The organism is Salmonella sp. SJTUF15570, assembly GCF_043357055.1.
Taxonomy (GTDB): Bacteria; Pseudomonadota; Gammaproteobacteria; order Enterobacterales; family Enterobacteriaceae; genus Salmonella; species Salmonella enterica.
In genome coordinates, this window is sequence record NZ_JBEUKJ010000006.1 from 270459 (window position 1) to 290982 (window position 20524).

A 20524-nucleotide genomic window follows, 5' to 3' on the forward strand; every position below is an offset into this window, starting at 1 on the left:
GCTTTCACCGCGGTATCAAAATCTGCAGTAAAGTAAGTTTCCCGATGCATCCGTAGCTCAGCTGGATAGAGTACTCGGCTACGAACCGAGCGGTCGGAGGTTCGAATCCTCCCGGATGCACCATCTCTTACTTGATACGGCTTTCACCGCGGTATCAATATCGGCAGTAAAGCAAGTTTTCCGATGCATCCGTAGCTCAGCTGGATAGAGTACTCGGCTACGAACCGAGCGGTCGGAGGTTCGAATCCTCCCGGATGCACCATCTCTTACTTGATACGGCTTTCACCGCGGTATCAATATCAGCAGTAAAGCAAGTTTCCCAATGCATCCGTAGCTCAGCTGGATAGAGTACTCGGCTACGAACCGAGCGGTCGGAGGTTCGAATCCTCCCGGATGCACCATATTCTCCGTACTTTCAGCAATGCAGATAAGATAGCGGTAATCACCGCTGGCATCAGAAGGATAACGTTGCGTCAGCAACGGCCCATAAGGTGAATAATCCTCCCGGATACGTCACTGCCCTGCAATCGCTTTTCCCCTTATCCTGAATATACCTCTTCATCTCTATTAGCGACAAAATCAACCAATTGCGATAAAGTACTGTCTGGTTATTCGGTTTGCGAGAACACGATGTACGCACGTTATGCTGGTTTGATTTTTGATATGGACGGTACTCTCCTGGATACCGAACCCACGCATCGCAAAGCGTGGCGTGAGGTTTTGGGGCGCTATGGTCTTCGTTTTGATGAACAGGCAATGGTCGCGCTTAACGGTTCGCCAACCTGGCTTATCGCCCAGTCAATCATTGAGCTTAACCATGCCGATCTTGATCCCCTGTCACTGGCGCGTGAGAAAACCGACGCGGTAAAAAGCATCCTGCTGGACTGCGTAGAACCGCTGCCGCTGGTTGAGGTGGTCAAAGCGTGGCATGGGCGGCGTCCCATGTCGGTCGGTACCGGTAGCGAAAGCGCTATCGCGGAAGCCTTGTTAGCGCATCTGGGGCTGCGTCGTTATTTTGATGCGGTTGTGGCGGCAGATCACGTACAGCATCACAAACCTGCGCCTGACACCTTCCTACTGTGCGCCCAGCAGATGGGCGTCATGCCGACGCAGTGCGTGGTATTTGAAGATGCCGATTTTGGTTTACAGGCGGCGCGGGCGGCGGGAATGGATGCCGTGGATGTCCGACTATTGTGAGTGACGGACTGTCGCTCCTGTCTCTGTTTGCCAGTAGTTTTCTCAGCGCGACGCTGTTACCCGGTAATTCTGAGGTGGTTTTGGTTGCTATGCTGGTCTCCGGCGTCAGCCATCCCTGGGTCTTAGTCTTAACAGCAACAATGGGTAATAGCCTTGGAGGGGTAACTAACGTTATTCTTGGGCGTTTCTTTCCGCTGCGCAAAACGTCGCGCTGGCAGGAAAAAGCGACTGGCTGGCTAAAGCGTTATGGCGCAGCCACACTATTATTAAGCTGGATGCCGGTCATCGGTGATTTGTTGTGCCTGTTAGCGGGATGGATGCGCATCCCGTGGGGGCGGACGATCTTTTTTTTGTGTCTTGGTAAGGCGCTGCGCTATGTTGCGCTCGCAGCGGCGACGGTTCAGGGCATGATGTGGTGGTAATAATTGTAGGTTTGGCATGTATGGCCGCCATTACAGTTATGCTTATTAAAACGATTTGGACAGGCGGGAGGTCAATTTGATCCCGGACGTATCACAGGCTCTGGCCTGGCTGGAAAAACATCCTCAGGCGTTAAAGGGGATACAGCGCGGGTTAGAGCGCGAAACGCTGCGTGTCAATGCTGATGGCACGCTGGCGACAACAGGTCATCCTGAAGCGTTAGGTTCAGCGCTGACCCATAAATGGATTACCACGGATTTTGCGGAAGCCCTACTGGAGTTTATTACGCCAGTCGATGGCGATATCCAGCATATGCTCACTTTTATGCGCGATCTCCATCGGTATACGGCCAGGAAACTGGGCGATGAGCGGATGTGGCCATTAAGTATGCCCTGCTATATTGCGGAAGGGCAGGACATAGAGCTGGCGCAGTACGGCACATCCAATACCGGGCGCTTTAAGACGCTCTATCGCGAAGGGCTGAAAAATCGTTATGGCGCTTTGATGCAAACCATCTCCGGCGTACATTACAATTTTTCATTACCGATGGCGTTCTGGCAGGCGAAATGCGGCGTTACGGAAGGCGAAGCGGCAAAAGAAAAAATTTCTGCCGGCTATTTTCGTCTGATTCGCAACTATTACCGTTTTGGCTGGGTCATCCCCTATCTGTTTGGCGCGTCTCCGGCCATTTGTTCCTCTTTCCTGCAAGGAAAGCCAACCACATTACCGTTTGAAAAAACGGACTGCGGCATGTACTACCTGCCATATGCGACGTCGCTGCGTTTGAGTGATTTGGGCTATACCAATAAGTCGCAAAGCAATCTCGGAATTACGTTTAACGATTTGCATGAATATGTTGCAGGTCTGAAGCGCGCGATTAAAACCCCTTCCGAGGAGTACGCGCGGATTGGTGTGGAAAAAGACGGTAAGCGGCTACAGATTAACAGCAACGTTCTGCAAATTGAAAATGAGCTGTACGCGCCCATTCGTCCCAAGCGCGTGACGCGCAGCGGCGAATCGCCTTCTGACGCGCTTCTGCGTGGTGGTATTGAGTATATTGAAGTTCGTTCTCTCGATATTAACCCGTTCTCACCGATCGGCGTAGACGAGCAACAGGTGCGCTTCCTCGATCTGTTTATGGTCTGGTGCGTATTGGCCGATGCGCCGGAAATGAGTAGCGATGAGCTGTTATGTACGCGTACTAACTGGAATCGCGTTATTCTGGAAGGGCGTAAGCCGGGCCTGACGTTAGGCATTGGCTGTGAAACTGCGCAGTTCCCGCTGCCCAAAGTAGGGAAAGATCTCTTCCGCGATCTGAAACGCGTGGCGCAAACGCTGGACAGTATCCACGGGGGAGAAGAGTATCAAAAGGTGTGTGATGAGTTGGTCGCCTGCTTTGATAATCCTGAACTGACATTCTCCGCCCGGATCCTACGGTCTATGATTGATGAAGGCATTGGCGGCACCGGGAAAGCGTTCGGTGAGGCTTACCGTAATCTGTTACGCGAAGAGCCGCTGGAGATTTTACAGGAAGAAGAGTTTATTGCTGAACGTGACGCTTCAGTACGTCGTCAGCAGGAGATTGAGGCGGCGGATACCGAGCCGTTTGCCGCGTGGCTTGCAAAACACGCCTGACCCAAAAGAAAAAGGCCACTCACTGAGTGGCCAAAATTTCATCGCTGAAAACAGGGATGATGATAACAAATGCGCGTCTTTCATATACTCAGACTCGCCCCGGAACAAAGAGTTCAGTTTATTTTTAAAAAATTATCGGAGGTGACTAAATGCCATTATTAGATAGCTTCGCAGTCGATCATACCCGGATGCAAGCGCCGGCGGTCCGGGTTGCAAAAACGATGAACACTCCGCATGGCGACGCAATCACCGTGTTTGATCTGCGTTTTTGCATTCCGAACAAAGAAGTGATGCCGGAAAAAGGGATTCATACGCTTGAGCATCTGTTTGCTGGCTTTATGCGCGACCACCTCAACGGTAACGGCGTTGAGATTATCGATATCTCGCCAATGGGCTGCCGCACCGGCTTTTACATGAGCCTGATTGGCACGCCGGACGAGCAGCGTGTTGCCGACGCCTGGAAAGCGGCGATGGCGGATGTGCTGAAAGTGCAGGATCAAAATCAGATCCCGGAGCTGAACGTTTACCAGTGCGGTACGTATCAGATGCACTCGCTCAGTGAAGCGCAGGACATTGCCCGTCATATTCTGGAGCGTGATGTGCGCGTGAACAGCAATAAAGAGCTGGCGCTGCCGAAAGAAAAACTGCAGGAACTGCATATTTAGTCTTATTGGTAAGCGGTTCCAGTATTTAAATTAACCCCGGTCTATGGCCGGGTTTTTTTATTGCTTAATATAATTTGCGTTTATTATATTTGCGGCGAGAATACATTTTAAATTAAGTAATGCCTGGCCTGTTAAATAATAAAATGTGATCTGGTAAACAGAAAAGGCGGATAACTCACGATGCCAGAGTGTATTGATCACATAAACTAAAAATCATAAATAATTAATAGAAAAACATAATGGAATGCGCCAGATATCCAGGTAATAACAAGACTCTACTAATAGCCGGTCGATGGGGTTTTTAGCAAATCTTATCTGGTATACATCAAACTTAAGGGATAGAAAATGAAGGCTAAATATTTGGCGCTGATGATCGGCGCTTGCTTTTCTCATAACCTTTGGGCAGCGAATAATATCACTATTGAGCAGCGTCTGGCTGAACTGGAGCAACGTGTTGTTAATGCTGAAAAACGGGCATCCGATGCCGAGGCGCAAATTCGCTCGCTGAAACAGCAGCAGGTCGCCGCTACGCCGACGGTGAATGTCCAGTCCGCCGAGCCCATTGCAGCAGATAAAACGCCGCCGAAGCTGACCTTATCCGGATTCAGCGATATTAAGTTCTATGGCGATGTCGAATTTAATATGGATGCGGCAAGCCGTTCCGGTAGCCTGACCTCGATGAGAACGTCAGCGAATAAAGATTGGGCATCAGGAACCAATGAACGCTGGGATATTAACGGGCGCTTGTTGCTGGGCTTTGATGGCTACCAGCGGCTGGACAACGGTAATTTTGCCGGATTCTCTGTACAGCCTCTGGCGGACCTGACCGGAAAAATGAACCTTGATGATGCCGTTTTCTTCTTTGGTCGTGAGAATGACTGGAAAATTAAGGTTGGTCGTTTTGAAGCCTACGATATGTTCCCGCTGAATCAGGATACGTTTATTGAATATTCGGGGAATACAGCGAACGATCTTTACAGTGACGGTTACGGCTATATCTATATGATGAAAGAAGGACGGGGACGTAGCGACAGTGGGGGTAACTTCCTGCTGAGTAAAACCATCGACAACTGGTATTTCGAAGTTAACACATTGCTGGAAAATGGCAGTACGTTATATACAGAGAAGCAGTACCACGGAATGGATTTAACCAACGATAAAAACGTGGCTTACGTCCGTCCGGTTATCGCCTGGCAAAACGGGCGTTTTTCAACGGCGATAGCGATGGAAAGTAACGTCGTTAACAACGCCTATGGCTATTATGAGAATGGGAAGTGGATCGATCAGTCAGATCGTACGGGCTATGGTTTTACCATGACCTGGAATGGTCAAAAAACTGACCCGGAAGATGGCGCGGTGATTAACCTGAATACCGCCTATATGGATGCGACCGATGAGACAGATTTTACCGCTGGGGTGAATGCGCTGTGGCATCGATTTGAACTGGGTTATATCTATGCGCATAACAAAATCGAAGCCTTCAATGCTACTAATATCGATGCCGTTTGTGAGGACGATTGTTGGATCACCGATCCCGGCAATTATGACATTCACACTATTCATGCCTCATATTTATTCCCCAACGTGATGGATATGAAAAACTTTAACATCTACCTCGGTGCCTATGCTTCATGGGTAGAGGCCAATCCGAATAATGGCGATAACAGTGAAGATGCGCGTTACGGCGGGCGTCTGAGATTCAAATATTTCTTCTGATTGTTGGTCTACTAAAAAAGGGATCCGCAGATCCCTTTTATCAGATAGTTAGTGCGCGCCGCCACCGCCGCCGCCCGCACCGAAGGGCGGTTTGGCGAACCACACCAGGCCGAGCAGCACCAGGAAGATCCCCGCCGACATCCAGAAGATTTCGTTGGCGGAAATAATCAGCCCCTGATTCGTGATTTGCTGGGCTATCCAGCCTGACGCCTGTTGGTGCGTCATCCCTAAGCCTTCCAGTTTATCGTACATAGCCTGAGCGTTTGGATTATACGCCGTAATCGACTCCGTGAGCTGAGCATGATGTAGCGACTCACGATCGGTCCACATAGTGGTGGTAATCGAGGTGCCAATTGAACCTGCCAGCGTTCGCGTGAAGTTCGACAGGCTTGATGCCGCTGCCAGCCGTTCTGGCGGTAACCCGGAGAGCGTAATGGTGGTCAGCGGCATAAAGAAGCAGGCGACGGCAAATCCCTGAATAAACTGCGGCCATGCGGAAGCGCCGAAATCCATACCCGGTTCGAACGTCCAGGCGCGCCAGTAAAAACAGACGGCGTACATAATGAAGCTGAACGTGACCAGCCTGCGCATATCCAGTTTATGCGCGAAGCGTCCGATAATCGGCGACAAAATTACCGGAATAATGCCGACTGGCGCCGACGCCAGACCTGCCCACGTTGCGGTATAGCCGTACACCTCTTGCAAAAGCTGCGGCAGTAGAACAATGGCGCCGAAATAGAGCATATAGGCAAGGCTGATGCACAAGCAGCCAATCGTGAAGTTACGCGATTTAAAAAGAGAAAGATCGACGATAGGGTGATCGTCGGTCAGTTCCCAGACGATCAGGAAACTGATGGCGATGACGGCGACCACGGTCAGGATGATAATTTCCTGCGAGGAGAACCAGTCCAGCTCTTTACCGCGATCGAGCATAATTTGCAGGCTGCCGATGCCAATCACCAGTAACGCCAGCCCGACGGCGTCAATACGTCGCCGTTCGGTATGCGTTTCACGTCCGCGCAGCGTGTGTAACGTCATCAGGACGACGGCGATGCCAATCGGCACGTTGATGAAGAAAATCCATCCCCAGTGGTAATTATCACTGATATAGCCCCCCAGAATCGGGCCGCAAATCGGCGCGACAATGACGGTCATTGACCAGAGCGCCAGCGCAATGGAGCGCTTTGCAGGCGGATAGTTATTCAGCAACAGGCTTTGCGAGAGCGGAATCAGCGGCCCGGCGACCACGCCCTGCACCACGCGGAAGAAGATCAGCATATTCAGGCTGCTGGATACGCCACAGGCCCAGGAGGCCGCGGCAAAGGCGACCGTCGACCACATGAACAGTTTGACTTCGCCAAAACGTTTCGCCAGCCAGCCGGTTAAGGGAATCGAGATAGCGTTCGCCACCCCGAAAGAGGTGATAACCCATGTCCCCTGGCTTAGGGAAGAACCCAGGTTCCCGGCGATGGTCGGAATCGCCACGTTGGCAATGGTGGAGTCCAGCACCTGCATGAATGTCGCCAGCGACAGCGCGATCGTCATGATGACGAGCTGCGCGCCCTCCAGCGGTTTTTGCTGTTGCATCACACGCACCTCAGGATTAACCCGCGTTAGCCTGTACGATGTCGTCGATCAGTTTATTGACCGGCGCGAGATTAATTTCGCGTGCGTTACTTTCGGCAACCGGCGTCGTTCGTACCTGGCTGGCCAGTACCTGACCGTCGCGATTAGCGGTATCCACGGTGACCAGCGTCGATAAACCAATACGCAGCGGATGTTGTTCTAACTGGCGGGCGTCCAGTTCGACGCGTACCGGCAGACGTTGAACCACTTTAATCCAGTTACCCGTCGCATTTTGCGCGGGCAGCAGGGAGAAGGCGCTGCCTGTTCCCATATCCAGACCGACGACTTTACCGGTGTATTTTACGTCGTCGCCATAAATATCAGTAATCACCGTCACTGGCTGCCCAATGCGCATATTCGCTAATTGGGTTTCTTTAAAGTTAGCGTCCACCCACAGATCGGTTGCAGGCACCACGGCCATCAGCGGCGTGGTGGGGCTGATTTGCGCGCCAGGCTGGACGGCGCGGCGGGAGACATAACCAGTCATTGGGCTGACGATGCGAGTACGCTCCAGCGCCAGCCAGGCGTTACGCACTTCGGTCGCCGCTTGTTGAACCGCGGGCTGATCTTCCAGATTACTGTTGAGTATCATTGCCTGGTTGGCATTGTACTGTTGAATGGCGACATCCAGCTGTGCCTGCGCGCTGGCGACGGCATCGCGGGCGTGTTGCAGCTCTTCCCGGCCAATAAGATTGGCATTACCCAGCGGCACACGACGGTTAAGGTCGCTTTGCGCTTGCGCCAGGGCGGTTTTTTGCACGTCGATATTCGCCTGCAACTGCTTGCTGTTAATCATCAACTGGTGCGTCTGGCGCACGCTGGAGGCCAGCGCCGTTTTGGCTTTTTCAAACGCTTGTTTGGCGTCCGTCTGATCAAGCGTGACCAGAACATCGCCCTCTTTTACAAAGTCGGTGTTATCAGCCCAGACTTTCGTCACGCTGCCTGACACCTGCGCCATGATTTGAACCTGGTTCCCTGCCACGTAAGCATCATCTGTCTCTTCAATATGACGCAATACTAAAAACCAATAAATTCCATATGCCACGGCAATAATAACAAAGAGCAAGGTAAGAAGTAGCAGCGCTGTTTTGCGTTTGCCTTTCTTCTTAGCCGGTTGCTGCGGGGTTTGGATCTCCGCATTTGCGCTCATGTTGTTCTCCACGATCTTATTATTCACATCGGCTGAGCCGACCTGTTGTCAGAAAGGCCAGCAGTAATGCGTGCCGGCCTGTCCGCTTTCCTGTTATTAATCTGGATTTTTGAGCGGGTCGGCGCTTTAGCGCAGCGCCTCAAGAACAGTGCCTTCCTGCTCCATTTGATCAAGACGCGTCAGGAGTTTACGAGTGATGTGCTCAAGTTGATCTTTTTCGGCTGTGCTAAGTGATGACCAGAGTTGATGCAGACAATGATGCTGAGGCGGAAGCACTTCTTGCAAAAATGCCTGGCCTTTCTCCGTTAATTGCAGATGCAGGCAACGGCGGTCGTTATCGCTCTCACGACGCTCAATCCAGCCGCGTTTTTCCAGCTCATCTGCAATGCGTGTCGCATTGGTGCGAGATGAACCCAGCGCGCAGCTTAATTCAGACGGCTGAATACTGTGGTTTTCCTGAGACTCCAGCGTAATCAACGCCATAAACAACGTCTCGTTAATCCCTTGAGCCTTCAGCATTTTATTGCGGTTTTCCAGGAGCTTGCCTTGCATGTGCATACAAAGACGAGTCAAAAGAATTTCCTGGTAAGGAAAGTCTTCGTGACGGCTGGCGCGAAATTTTAGCATTTGTTCAATGGGCGTAAACGAACTATCCATTTGGGCATGACCTCATTAATTTCAGCCGATATAGTAACGACAGTGACAAATAAAGTAAATGTATTATTAATACAAAATCATTCTTTCAGGCTATAAAGCAACCAATGATACGCAGACTGAGACGTCAGCGGGAACATTGGGCCCGGTAAAGCGCCGCCTGCGGCAAATCCAGGAATGACGAGAAAAGCGTGAGTGCCTGCATGAAAAAATCAGGAGAGAACGATAAGCGGGAGGGGCGAAAGCCGGGTAAACGGCCTTACAACCCGATGCAAAAGCCACCGGAATATCACGGATAGCTATCGGTGAACGACCTTCGAATCCTTGAACGGGCGCTATTGGCCTGGGAGCAGATGGGGATGCAGGGCTTTCCATAGAATTATATTATTCTTCACCGGTATAAAAATAACCATGATAAATGAATAGCATAACCTTAACAGACTGGGGAGCTCCTTAACACCCTAAGGAGCTTAAACAAAGGTAAACGCTCACTATCCGCTTAATTTACGGCTTCCTGTCGGTGAAAACCTCGCCACCAGACCAGTAAATTAAGTAAGGCTACCGTGACACCCGCCAGACAAACGCCGGCCCAGCCGGCATGTTGCCAGGCGGAGGCGGAAATCAGCGACCCCGCGGCGCCACCGATAAAGTAGCTGGTCATATAGCCGGCGGTGAGCCGGTTACGCGCATCCGGATGCAAACGATAGATGACCGTCTGATTGGTGATATGTACCCCCTGAACGGTGAGGTCCAGTACCAGAATGCCAATAATCAGCGCCAGTACCGAGGTGTGCCCAAGCCAGATCGCCAGCCAGGAGAGTAACAGCAGCAGTAAGCCGAACGTGGTGGTGAGGTGAGATTTACCTTTATCGGCAAATCCGCCAGCCGGACGCGCGCCTAAAGCGCCGGCGGCCCCCGCCAGGCCAAACAGGCCAATCATCCCCTCGGAATAGCTAAACGGCGGCGCGGCGAGCAAAAAGGCCATTGACGTCCAGAGGATGCTGAAATTAGCAAAGGTCAGACAGCCCAGCAGCGCGCGGGTACGCAGCAGCTTATCGTGAATAAACAGGCTGAATACAGAACCCAACAGCTGCGGGTAGTTAAGATGGGTGTCGGATTTGAGCTTTGGCAGTCCGCGCCACAACGCGACGGCCATCAGCGCCATCAGCGCCGACGCTACCCAAAATACGGTGCGCCAACCGCCGAGGTTTGCCAGCAGTCCGGCGACCGTTCGCGCCAGCAGGATCCCCAGCAACAGGCCGCTCATAATGGTGCCGACCACTTTACCGCGGGTGGCGGGCGTCGCAAGCGTGGCGGCCAGCGGAACCAGAATCTGCGCCACCACGGAGAACAGTCCGGTTAAGGCCGTTCCGAGTATCATCATGCTAAGCGACTGACTGCTGGCGGTGATCAGCATTCCGCCAGCCGCCAGCAACGTCATGGAGACAATCAGCGTTCGGCGTTCAAACATGTCGCCGAGCGGCACCAGAAACAACAGGCCAGCGGCATAGCCCAACTGCGCGGCGGTAACGATAAACCCTGCGGAGCTGGCGGAAAGCGAAAAGTGATGCGCGATGGTATCAAGTAGCGGCTGGGCGTAGTAGTTGCTGGCGACCGCCAGCCCCGTGGCCACAGACATTAAAACGATCAGCGCCGGGCTAAGCCCATGAGTGGGTTTCGTCATTATGGTAATCGTGATTTAGATAATTATTTCCTGGGAAAACAATCATAGCGGATGTTGATGAATAAAGGGGAACAGTGACGTGATGAATCGTGCGCTTTGAGGAGAGATTGCGTTGGCCGGATAGCGGCGCATGAACTGCGCCTTATCCGGCATAAAAAACGATATTATTTCTGCGCGGCCAGCGCTTCTTTCACCCAGCCGTCAAACTGCTGCTGGTGGGCGTTGATCCAGCCGTCTACGTGGCCCTGAACATCGGCTTCAGACGATTTACCGGCATGCATCATGGCGTTCTGCGCGTTGATATCCGCCAGCGGCAGCTTCATGATGGCGAACAGTTTCGCCGCCGCCGGATTTTTCTCCGCCCATGCCTTATTGGCGACAATATGCATGGTATTAACCGGGAACCCATAGTTCGCGCCGTTCGGCAGTTTAGTATCAATATTTTTCTGTTCGCCCGGCAGAGAGGAGAACGGCACCTGTAGCCAGACGACATCTTTACCCGGCTTCATTACGTCGCTCACCCAGTACGGGGTCCAGGTGTAATACAGCACCGGCTTGCCTTCTTTAAAACGGGTAATGGTATCAGCCATCATCGCCGCATAGTTACCGTGGCTGACCTCAACGGTTTTTTGCAGATCAAACGCTTTATTCTGGTGATTGATTACGGCTTCGCAGCCCCAGCCCGGCGAGCAGCCCATCATGTCCGCTTTTCCGTCGCCATTGGTATCGAAGATTTTGGCGATTTTCGGATCTTTTAGCTGAGCGATATTAGTGATGTTGTACTGCTCGGCGGTTTTTTTATCGATCAGATAGCCCTGCGCAGCGCCGGAGACGAAGACGCCCTCACGGTAAAACTTTTTGTCTCCGCCTGCTGCGGCATACATATCATCATGCAGCGGCTGCCAGTTCACGGCGGTAAACGTCGCATCGCCAGAGGCGATGGAGGTATAGCCTACGTTGTAATCGACTTCACTCGGCTTATTTACGGTATAACCCAACTTTTCCAGCGCCCGGCTGACCAGTAACGTCTGGAAGGACTCTTCAGAAATCGTGCTTTGGATAGGTTGGACGGTAATGCCTTTGCCAGGCAGGTCGGCAGCGAAAGCGCTGGCGGTGACAAGGGTGGCAAACGCTGAGGCAAATATCACGGTATGTCGCATCGTTGTTCCTTTAATTATGGTAGGGAGTTGTAAGCCCGGTAAGCGCAATGTCACCGGGCGTAGGAGAGTTACTTAACGAAAGGGCGGGTGATTAGCCCAACAGGACCGGTGGTATACCAGCGACGGTTACCACGGCTACGCGAGTCGCGCCCGACGGCCTGCGTCAGACGGTCCAGAATGATGGCGAGAATCACAATGCCGACGCCGCCGACGGTTGCCAGCCCCATATCAAGACGACCAATGCCGCGTAATACCATCTGGCCAAGCCCGCCGACCGCAATCATCGAGGCGATGACGACCATCGAGAGAGCCAGCATCAGCGTCTGATTAACGCCTGCCATAATGGTGGGCATCGCCAGCGGTAGCTGCACTTTGAACAACATTTGGCGCGGGCTGGCGCCGAACGAGCGCGACGCTTCAATTAAGTCGGCAGGCACCTGGTTAATGCCCAGGATCGTCAGGCGTATAATCGGCGGTAGAGCAAAAATAATCGTCACCACCACGCCCGGCACGTTACCGATGCCGAATAACATGACAATCGGCACCAGATAGACAAACGCGGGCGTGGTCTGCATCGCATCCAGCAGCGGACGAACTATTTTGGCCGCGCGCGGGCTGCGCGCCAGCCAGATTCCCATCGGTAATCCGATCACGACGCAGAACAACAGGGCGGTCAATACCAGCGCCAGGGTAATCATCGCCTGCGACCAGGCGCCGATCGCGCCGATGGCGATCAGCGATATCAGCGCCGCGATCCCCATGCCCACGCCGGAAACCTGCCAGGCAATCAGCGCAAAGAGAATAATCGCCACAGGGGCGGGCATTCCCAGCAGCAGTTGCTGAAAGCCGTTAAGGATGTAATCCACCGGCACACGAATCCCCTGAAAAAGGGGACGGAAATGGGTGACGACCCAGTCGATTCCCTCTGTGACCCAGCTATCCAGCGGGATCAGCGTCTTATGGAACGGGTCCAGAAGAGAAAAGTGTTCAGGGGCTGGCGCGGGCGCGCTGTTCAACCAGTCGGTACTGCCGCCGTCCGTGGCTACGCCTGCCGGTGTTCCCCAGGCATCAGCCGTTTGCGTCGTAGTATCGGCCACCTGTGCGGTATCCCACGGATTCGTTTGATCAGCCATTGTTACCCCCCTCGCGATCTAAAGCCTGTAGCAACATACGTTTTGAAATAATGCCAACATACTGGTGTTCTTCATCGACAACCGGCACCGCGCAGGGCGCCTGGCCGACGTGAGAGAGCAACTCGCTGAGTGGGGTTTGCGCATCAACAACTAAAGGGTCGTCGATAAGCGCCGCTTCAATCCCTTGCGCCTGGCTTAATGCCGCTTTTAATGAGTCGATGGACACGACGCCCACGAATTTATTGCCACGCTCAATGACGTAACCATATTCACGGTCTTCGTCCTGTAATAATTTCAGTGCCGAACGGGGACCGAAACCTGGCGTTTTACGAATTAAGCCGACCGGACTGCGACGGGCAATATCTTTTGCGCTAAAGACCTGACTAATATCCACGCCACGGAAGAACGTGCGGACATAATCATTTGCCGGATTATTCAGGATCTCATCCGGCGTACCAACCTGTACGACCTCGCCATTTTGCATAATGGCAATCCTGTCGCCAATACGCATAGCCTCATCAAGATCGTGGGAAATAAAGACAATGGTGCGCTGATGTTTCGCCTGTAATTTCACCAGTTCATCCTGCATTTCGGTACGAATTAATGGATCGAGGGCGGAAAACGCTTCATCCATTAATAAGATATCAGGGTTGATTGCCAGCGCGCGGGCAAGTCCAACACGCTGACGCATCCCACCGGAAAGTTCATCCGGATAGGCATGAGCGTAATTTTCAAGCCCCACCTGACGCAAGGCGTCCAGCGCTTTTTCGCGACGCTCTTGCGCCGCGATGCCCGCTAATTCCATACCGAATGCCGTATTATCCAGCACGGTCATATGTGGCATGAGCGCAAATGACTGGAAGACCATCGCAATCTTTTTCCTGCGCACCTCGCGAAGCTCAGCGTCTGATATTTTGGCAATATCAACACCGTCAATCAGTACCTGCCCGCGGGTGGGTTCAATCAGGCGATTGAGAAGGCGTACCATTGTGGATTTACCCGAGCCGGATAATCCCATGATGACAAATATCTCGCCTTCTTCAATGGCCAGACTGGCGTCTTTAACGCCAAGCGATAGCCCCGTTTTTTCCAGTATTTGCTCTTTCGATAGTCCCTTTTCAATATATTTGAAGGCACGCTGCGGATGCTCTCCAAATATTTTATACAGATTCTTCACTTCTAATTTAATTGCCATGCAATAGAATGATTCCTGTTATTTACTTATGTCGATATGTTACCTGATAGAAATAGTTACCTTTTTCTACCCTAACATACTCAGAATCTGAGACAACCCTGAATTTGCTTCTGGCATGAATATTGCGAGGTGCTATCGGCTGTGATTTCCCATGATATAAGGGCTGAACGCGAATGGGGAGGGAGAGATATTTTTTGAGACAACCAGCAAAAATCCACCTGAATTGGAGGAATCCAGGTGAATAATGTCACTCGTATTGAGTGTAGGACATGTTGTAATATTTGCGCGATTTAACCCGGTATTGCTTGAAATAAAGGAATGGAAAATGTAACGTTATTTCCCATGCCCGTAAGGTTAAAAATTCCAGTCTTCGTCTTCGGTTTCGACTGTTTTCCCCATCACATAAGATGAACCTGAGCCGGAAAAGAAATCATGGTTTTCGTCGGCATTCGGCGAGAGCGCAGCAAGGATTGCGGGATTCACGTCTGCCATCTCCGGCGGAAATAACGCCTCATAACCCAGGTTCATTAAGGCTTTATTGGCGTTGTAGCACAAGAAGGCTTTGACGTCGTTAACCCAGCCGGTTTCCGCATATAACGCTTCTGTGTAGCAGATTTCGTTGTCGTACAGTTCCATCAACAAATCCAGCGCGAAAAGCTTTAACTCTTCACGCTCGATTGCCGATAGTTTTTGTAGCGCTATCTGATACTTATAGCCAATATAATAACCGTGAACCGCTTCATCGCGAATGATTAAACGAATCAGGTCGGCAGTGTTCGTGAGCTTACCGCGGCTGGAGAAATACATCGGCAGCCAGAAGCCGGAATAGAACAGAAAAGACTCTAAAAAGACGCTGGCAATCTTTTTCTTTAGCGGTTCATCGCTGACGTAATGAGCCAAAATAATCTGCGCCTTACGCTGTAGCGGCGGGTTTTCTTCGCTCCAGGCGTAGGCGGCATCAACCTCTTTCGTCTGGCACAGCGTGGAAAAAATAGAACTGTAAGAGCGGGCGTGTACCGCTTCCATAAAGCTGATGTTCGACAGCACGGCCTCTTCATGCGGCGTGATGGCATCTGCCATTAACGACGGCGCGCCTGCGATGTTCTGGATAGTGTCGAGCAGCGTAAGTCCCGTAAACACGCGAATGGTGAGCTGCTGTTCGGCGGCGCTCAGCGTCTGCCAGGCCGGAATATCATTCGATAACGGCACTTTTTCCGGCAGCCAGAAGTTACTGGTCAGCCGGTTCCACACCTCCAGATCTTTGTCGTCCTGGATCTTGTTCCAGTTGATGGCGCTAATACGAGATAATTTCATATGGCTTTCCTTATAGCGCGCAGGATACGCAGCCTTCAATTTCAGTACCTTCCAGCGCCAACTGGCGAAGCCGGATGTAATACAGTGACTTAATACCTTTTCGCCAGGCATAGATCTGCGCCTTGTTGATATCGCGGGTCGTGGCGGTATCGGGGAAAAACAGGGTGAGCGACAGTCCTTGATCGACGTGGCGCGTGGCCTCGGCATAGGTATCAATAATTTTTTCCGGACCGATATCGTAAGCATCCTGATACATGTCCAGATTTTCATTGGTCATAAACGGCGCGGGGTAATACACACGCCCGGTTTTGCCCTCTTTGCGAATCTCAATTTTGGCCACAATCGGATGAATGCTGGAGGTCGCATGATTAATGTAAGAAATCGAACCGGTCGGCGGCACCGCCTGCAAATTTTGGTTATAGATGCCATAGCGCATCACATCGTCGCGCAGCTTTAGCCACATTTCTCGTGTGGGCAGGGTAATGCCGCTGCGGGCAAATAGCGCCCTGACTTTCGCTGTTTTCGGTTGCCAGTCGTCCTGTAAATACTGCGTAAAATAGTCGCCGCTGGCATAACGCGACTGCGCAAATCCGGCGAAGGTTTTGCCGCGTTCGCGGGCCAGCCGCATTGAAGTATGCACGGCATGCCAGGTAATGGTGTAAAAATAGAGATTGGTGAAATCCAACGCCTCCGGCGAACCGTAGGCAATGCCTTCTCTCGCCAGATAGCCATGCAGATTCATCTGGCCCAGACCGATGGCATGAGAGGCGGCATTACCGGCGGCTATTGAGGGTACGCTGCGTATATGGCTCATGTCCGACACCGCCGTCAGGCCGCGAATAGCGGTTTCTACGGTACGACCAATGTCCGGTGAATCCATGACGTGAGCGATATTCAGCGAGCCGAGATTGCAGGAAATGTCATGCCCGATGTGGGTATAGTCAAGGTTATCGTCGTAACGGGAGGCGCTATTGACCTGTAAAATTTCCGAGCACAGGTTGCTCATATTAATGCGCCCAGCAATGGGATTCGCGCGGTTTACCGTATCTTCAAACATGATGTAGGGATACCCGGATTCGAACTGAATTTCCGCCAGTGTTTGAAAAAAGTCACGGGCGTTAATATAGGTTTTACGCACGTGCGGATCGGCAATTAATTCATCGTACCGTTCGCTAATGGCGATATCGCCAAACGGTTTGCCGTAGCGTCGTTGTACGTCATAGGGCGAAAAGAGCGCCATTTTCGCGTTTTCTTTCGCCAGCCGGAAGGTGATATCCGGGATCACCACGCCGAGAGAGAGCGTTTTGATCCGGATTTTTTCGTCAGCGTTTTCCCGTTTGGTATCCAGAAAACGCAGAATATCCGGGTGGTGCGCATGGAGATAAACCGCGCCGGCCCCCTGGCGCGCGCCAAGCTGGTTGGCATACGAAAACGCGTCTTCCAGCATTTTCATCACCGGGATCACGCCGGAAGACTGATTCTCAATGCGTTTGATCGGCGCGCCCGCCTCGCGCAGATTGGAGAGTAAAAACGCGACGCCGCCGCCGCGTTTGGAGAGTTGTAGAGCCGAATTCACCGCCCGCCCGATCGACTCCATATTGTCTTCGATACGGAGCAGGAAGCAGGAGACCAGTTCCCCACGCTGCTGTTTGCCGCAATTTAAAAAAGTCGGGGTGGCGGGCTGAAAGCGACCAGAAAGCATTTCATCGGTCAGTTGGGTGGCCAGCGTTTCGTCACCCTGCGCCAGCGTCAACGCCACCATTGTCACCCGATCTTCAAAGTGTTCCAGATAACGTTTGCCGTCGAAGGTTTTCAGCGTGTAACTGGTATAGAACTTCCAGGCGCCAAGAAACGTCTGGAAGCGAAAGCCGCTGGCGTGGGCGTGCTCGAACAGGCGGAGGACGAAGGCGCGGTCGTAACACGCGAGGACGGCGTCATCGTAATACCCTTCCCGAACCAGCGTCTCCAGACGTTCATGCTGGCTGGCAAACGTCACGGAATGCGGGCGGACGTGGGCGGCAAAGAAGGCGTCGATCGCCTGCTGGTCCTTGTCGAACTGAATATGGCCTGCTTTATCATAAAGATTCAGCATCGCGTTCAGGGCGTGGTAATCCATGGTTTCCTGCATTACGCGCTCCGGGGTAGTTGTTGCCAAAATTCATTTACTCCTTTTCGGACGTTATCGATGTCGCGTTGTGTGCCCATGAGCTCAAAGCGGTACAGCCAGGGTACGCCGCATTTTTGTGCTATCACATCGCCAGCGCATCCCCAGGCATCGCCGAAATTGCGATTACCGGAGGCAATGACGCCGCGAATGCGCGCCCGGTTGTGTTCATCATTTAAAAAGCGGATCACCTGTCGCGGCACCGCACCGGCCATCCCGCCGCCGCCGTATGACGGCACAACCAGAATGTACGGTTCGTCTACCTGAATTCGCTCCCGTTCATTGAGCGGAATACGCGTGGCAGGCAGCCCCAGACGCTGCATAAAACGGTGCGTATTTTCAGAGCTGCTGGAGAAGTAGACGAGCGCGCTCATGCGTTTGCCGCGTGGGGTGTCGGGTGCAGACGGTTAATCATGTCCGGGCGGAAGCCAGACCAGCTCAAATCGCCCGCCATCACCACCGGTAATTGACGAAATCCTTGCGCCCGGAGCGTATCCGCTGCATCCGGCACCAGATCGACGTTCACCATCTCAAATTCAAATCCACGGCTTTCCATCGCCCGCTTTGTGGCGTGGCACTGAACACAGTTATTGCGAGTGTAAATAGTAATGCTCATGATTCGTATTTCCATTTAAAATGAGAAAACGGCGCGATGAAACGCGTCGGATTGTCGTGTGTTGATACAGGAAATACTAGATGTAGTTGAATTAAGATTCAACCATACAAGATATGGGAATTTTCGATTGATTTTAACGTCGCTGATGAACGCAGCGGGGTAGGGGCGGCATGGCTAATTTTTGCCGGATGGCGGCGTGAACGCCCGATCCGGCCTGCAGGTTCACGCATAACAGAGTTGGCTGACATCCGCGCCATCCGGCAACAATGCGTCACATTCGCATACCAATCGCCAGACGGTTAAAGCAGTTCATTAAACCGATGGCGAAGGTCAGATCGCTGATTTGACGCGCGCTGAAATGATCGAGCAGCGGCAGGTAAACATTATCTTCGGCGTGGGTTTCAGCAATGTGCGTCACCGATTCCGCCCAGGCTAACGCCGCGCACTCTTGCTCGCTGAAATGGTGGCTTACCCGCCATCCTGCCAGCGCATCTAATTTAGCTTGATTTACGCCAGCCTTACGCAGCGCTTTACTGTGCATCTCCAGGCAAAATGCACAGCCATTTATTTGCGAAACACGCAGGTAAATCAGCTCCATCAGAGTGAGGTCAAGCGTGCTCTTTTCCAGCGCGTTTTTCGCCTGCACCAGAGCGCTGTAAACCTCCGGGCTCAGTTCATAATAGGGTTGGCGTAACGTCGTCATCATGTTTCTCCTCGTGTTGATGACGAGCACTGTAGCACTATAATGGTCTGTAAAAGAGGGCCATATTTTTACAGAAAAAGCAGACCATATGCCGCGCTATCAGCACATCGCTCGTCAGTTAAAAACGGCCATTGAGCAAGGAGAACTCGCGCCCGGAACGCGTTTGCCTTCCAGTCGGACGTGGGCGCAGGAACTGGGCGTTTCTCGCGCCACGGTGGAAAATGCCTATGGCGAGCTGGTGGCGCAGGGCTGGCTGGAGCGACGTGGCCAGGCAGGCACGTTTGTGAGCAACGCTCTACGGTTTGAGACGGCGCCGCCGATACCCGCTGTTTTTGCCGGAGAAAGTCCGGAACCGAAACCCTTTCAGATGGGGTTACCGGCGCTGGATCTCTTTCCACGCGAGAAGTGGGCGCGAGTAATGGGGCGTCGGTTGCGCACGCAGACGCGCTTCGATCTGGCATTAGGCGACGTCTGCGGCGAGGCGATTTTGCGCCAGGCAATAGTCGATTACCTGCGGGTTTCGCGTAGCATTGAATGTCTGCCGGAACAGGTATTTATTACCTCGGGTTATGCGGATTCTATGCGGCTAATCCTGCGTACATTGTCTGTGCCGGGAGACAGCATGTGGGTGGAAGATCCCGGCTTTCCGTTAATTCGCCCGGTGATAACGCAGGAGGGGATTACGCTGGCGCCGATTCCGGTCGATGCCGATGGGCTGAATGTCGCGGCGGGGATGCGGGATTGCCCGCAGGGGCGCTTTGCATTGGTGACGCCCGCCCATCAAAGTCCGTTGGGGGTGGCGCTGTCGTTAACTCGCCGACGGCAACTTCTGGCATGGGCGGCGAATGTGCAGGCCTGGATTATTGAAGATGATTACGACAGCGAATTTCGTTATCACGGTAAACCGCTTCCGCCGCTCAAGAGTCTGGATGCCCCGCAGCGAGTGATTTACGCCGGAACGTTCAGTAAGTCGCTCTTTCCGGCATTACGTACCGCCTGGCTGGTGGTGCCGATAAAGCAGATTGAGCATTTCCGCCAGCAGGCGTCGCTGATGCCCTGTAGCGTACCGTTGTTATGGCAGCACACGCTGGCTGATTTTATCCGTGATGGCCATTTCTGGCGGCATCTGAAAAAGATGCGCCAACATTATGCTCAGCGACGGTTATGGATTGAAGAGGCGCTGGCAGAACAGGGATTTGTCGTGACATTACAGAAAGGCGGTATTCAATTGGTTATTGAGGTTGAAGGTGATGATAAAGCGCAGGTAGCAAAAGCGAATCAGGCCGGACTGGCGGTACAGGCGCTAAGCCGTTGGCGAGTGGTTTCGTCAGGAAAGGGGGGCATTTTACTGTCGTTTACCAATATTACTTCCGCTGGCATGGCGAAACAGGTCGCATGGCAGCTTCGACAGGCGATACAGTAACCGTTTCGCCGAATGGCGCGACCTGGGCCTGCGGCAATGATGCAGGCCCAATAAAGTATGTCGCCATCC

General features: G+C 52.6%; 18 protein-coding genes and 3 tRNA genes. 9 read left to right on the forward strand and 12 right to left on the reverse strand.

Going from position 1 to position 20524, the window contains the following annotated elements:
* The first annotated feature begins 46 nt into the window (after nt 1-46).
* The 8 genes from ABVN44_RS14545 (at nt 47) to ABVN44_RS14580 (ending at nt 5633) form a co-directional block, all read left to right on the forward strand.
* Nucleotides 47-123 (forward strand) — tRNA-Arg (locus tag ABVN44_RS14545).
* A 62-nt stretch (nt 124-185) separates the two neighbouring features.
* Nucleotides 186-262, forward strand: a tRNA-Arg gene (locus ABVN44_RS14550).
* 62 nt (nt 263-324) lie between these two features.
* Nucleotides 325-401: transfer RNA gene (locus ABVN44_RS14555), tRNA-Arg, on the forward strand.
* Between the two features lie 229 nt (nt 402-630).
* Nucleotides 631-1197, forward strand: coding sequence for a fructose-1-phosphate/6-phosphogluconate phosphatase (yqaB, locus tag ABVN44_RS14560; RefSeq protein WP_000271291.1), 567 nt, complete (start codon nt 631-633; stop codon nt 1195-1197).
* Nucleotides 1194-1619: a YqaA family protein gene (locus ABVN44_RS14565; protein WP_001279499.1), complete on the forward strand. Its 426-nt coding sequence runs from the start codon at nt 1194-1196 to the stop codon at nt 1617-1619. The genes yqaB and ABVN44_RS14565 overlap by 4 nt, the downstream gene beginning before the upstream one ends.
* 76 nt (nt 1620-1695) lie before the next feature.
* Nucleotides 1696-3252, forward strand: coding sequence for a glutamate--cysteine ligase (gshA, locus tag ABVN44_RS14570; protein ID WP_000611821.1), 1557 nt, complete (start codon nt 1696-1698; stop codon nt 3250-3252).
* A 149-nt stretch (nt 3253-3401) separates the two neighbouring features.
* A complete protein-coding gene (gene luxS / locus ABVN44_RS14575) occupies nt 3402-3917 on the forward strand; it encodes an S-ribosylhomocysteine lyase (RefSeq protein ID WP_001130194.1) in 516 nt (171 codons plus the stop codon).
* A 345-nt stretch (nt 3918-4262) separates the two neighbouring features.
* Nucleotides 4263-5633: a carbohydrate porin gene (locus ABVN44_RS14580; protein WP_000645137.1), complete on the forward strand. Its 1371-nt coding sequence runs from the start codon at nt 4263-4265 to the stop codon at nt 5631-5633.
* Between the two features lie 48 nt (nt 5634-5681).
* Here ABVN44_RS14580 and emrB read toward each other — a convergent pair whose 3' ends face one another.
* From emrB to ABVN44_RS14640, 12 genes are all read right to left on the reverse strand, one after another.
* Nucleotides 5682-7220 carry a multidrug efflux MFS transporter permease subunit EmrB gene (emrB, locus tag ABVN44_RS14585; RefSeq protein WP_001187297.1) on the reverse strand — a complete coding sequence of 513 codons (1539 nt, stop codon included), beginning with the start codon at nt 7218-7220 and terminating at the stop codon, nt 5682-5684.
* 16 nt (nt 7221-7236) lie between these two features.
* Nucleotides 7237-8409, reverse strand: a complete 1173-nt coding sequence (gene emrA, locus ABVN44_RS14590; protein ID WP_001275603.1) for a multidrug efflux MFS transporter periplasmic adaptor subunit EmrA — start codon at nt 8407-8409, stop codon at nt 7237-7239.
* A gap of 126 nt (nt 8410-8535) precedes the next feature.
* Nucleotides 8536-9066 carry a transcriptional repressor MprA gene (mprA, locus tag ABVN44_RS14595; RefSeq protein ID WP_000378431.1) on the reverse strand — a complete coding sequence of 177 codons (531 nt, stop codon included), beginning with the start codon at nt 9064-9066 and terminating at the stop codon, nt 8536-8538.
* A gap of 496 nt (nt 9067-9562) precedes the next feature.
* Nucleotides 9563-10747: an MFS transporter gene (locus ABVN44_RS14600; RefSeq protein WP_000165769.1), complete on the reverse strand. Its 1185-nt coding sequence runs from the start codon at nt 10745-10747 to the stop codon at nt 9563-9565.
* Nucleotides 10748-10911: 164 nt separating this feature from the next.
* Nucleotides 10912-11907 (reverse strand): glycine betaine/L-proline ABC transporter substrate-binding protein ProX, encoded by a 996-nt coding sequence (proX, locus tag ABVN44_RS14605; RefSeq protein ID WP_001216613.1) that lies wholly within the window; start codon nt 11905-11907, stop codon nt 10912-10914.
* 68 nt (nt 11908-11975) lie between these two features.
* Nucleotides 11976-13040 carry a glycine betaine/L-proline ABC transporter permease ProW gene (gene proW, locus ABVN44_RS14610; RefSeq protein ID WP_000775015.1) on the reverse strand — a complete coding sequence of 355 codons (1065 nt, stop codon included), beginning with the start codon at nt 13038-13040 and terminating at the stop codon, nt 11976-11978.
* Nucleotides 13033-14235 carry a glycine betaine/L-proline ABC transporter ATP-binding protein ProV gene (gene proV, locus ABVN44_RS14615; protein WP_000985529.1) on the reverse strand — a complete coding sequence of 401 codons (1203 nt, stop codon included), beginning with the start codon at nt 14233-14235 and terminating at the stop codon, nt 13033-13035. The genes proW and proV overlap by 8 nt, the downstream gene beginning before the upstream one ends.
* A 354-nt stretch (nt 14236-14589) precedes the next feature.
* Nucleotides 14590-15549: a class 1b ribonucleoside-diphosphate reductase subunit beta gene (gene nrdF / locus ABVN44_RS14620; RefSeq protein WP_000777901.1), complete on the reverse strand. Its 960-nt coding sequence runs from the start codon at nt 15547-15549 to the stop codon at nt 14590-14592.
* Between the two features lie 10 nt (nt 15550-15559).
* Nucleotides 15560-17704 (reverse strand): class 1b ribonucleoside-diphosphate reductase subunit alpha, encoded by a 2145-nt coding sequence (gene nrdE / locus ABVN44_RS14625; RefSeq protein ID WP_024148457.1) that lies wholly within the window; start codon nt 17702-17704, stop codon nt 15560-15562.
* Nucleotides 17677-18087 carry a class Ib ribonucleoside-diphosphate reductase assembly flavoprotein NrdI gene (gene nrdI / locus ABVN44_RS14630; RefSeq protein ID WP_001275401.1) on the reverse strand — a complete coding sequence of 137 codons (411 nt, stop codon included), beginning with the start codon at nt 18085-18087 and terminating at the stop codon, nt 17677-17679. The genes nrdE and nrdI overlap by 28 nt, the downstream gene beginning before the upstream one ends.
* Complete coding sequence (gene nrdH / locus ABVN44_RS14635) at nt 18084-18329, reverse strand: glutaredoxin-like protein NrdH (protein ID WP_000028870.1); 246 nt, start codon at nt 18327-18329, stop codon at nt 18084-18086. Before nrdH ends, nrdI begins: the two co-directional genes overlap by 4 nt.
* A gap of 271 nt (nt 18330-18600) precedes the next feature.
* Nucleotides 18601-19032 carry a carboxymuconolactone decarboxylase family protein gene (locus ABVN44_RS14640; protein ID WP_000209808.1) on the reverse strand — a complete coding sequence of 144 codons (432 nt, stop codon included), beginning with the start codon at nt 19030-19032 and terminating at the stop codon, nt 18601-18603.
* An 88-nt stretch (nt 19033-19120) separates the two neighbouring features.
* Here ABVN44_RS14640 and ABVN44_RS14645 point away from each other — a divergent pair, with 88 nt between their 5' ends.
* Complete coding sequence (locus ABVN44_RS14645) at nt 19121-20455, forward strand: PLP-dependent aminotransferase family protein (RefSeq protein WP_001138466.1); 1335 nt, start codon at nt 19121-19123, stop codon at nt 20453-20455.
* The last annotated feature ends 69 nt before the right edge of the window (nt 20456-20524 follow it).